The 434-nt window shown below is 68.2% G+C and carries 1 protein-coding gene; it reads left to right on the top strand.

The window, feature by feature from the left end:
- Positions 1-434, top strand: a 434-nt coding sequence (locus AC5Y5V_RS31410) for an HNH endonuclease signature motif containing protein (RefSeq protein ID WP_499942985.1), incomplete at both ends; no start/stop codon positions are given.

The raw sequence follows: 434 nt of genomic DNA, 5'->3' as shown, positions 1-434 counted from the left end.
TGCTCTACGGGATGCGCGCCCTGCTCTCCTCCGGAGTGCTGGGCACCCACAACGGGCTGCCCGTGACCATCATCGCCACCACCACCCTGCAAGACCTGCAAGCCGCCACCGGCAAAGCACTCACCGCCGGAGGCACCCTGGTACCAATGTCCGACATCATCCGCTGGGCCGGCGCCGCCCACCACTACCTGGCCATCTTCGACGGCGCCACACCCCTAGCCCTCTACCACGCCAAACGCTTCGCCAACCCGGCCCAACGCCTCATGCTCTTCGCCAAAGACCGCGGCTGCACCAAACCCGGCTGCGACGCCCCCGCCTACCACACCCAGGTCCACCACATCAGCGGCTGGACCACCACCCACCGCACCGACATCACCGACCTCACCCTGGCCTGCGGCCCCGACAACCGCCTCGCCGAAAAAGGCTGGACCACC

This window comes from Mycobacterium sp. NGS68 (assembly GCF_059812195.1).
The sequence above is the reverse complement of the archived record's forward strand: the minus strand, read 5'-3'. Positions and strand labels throughout refer to the sequence as shown.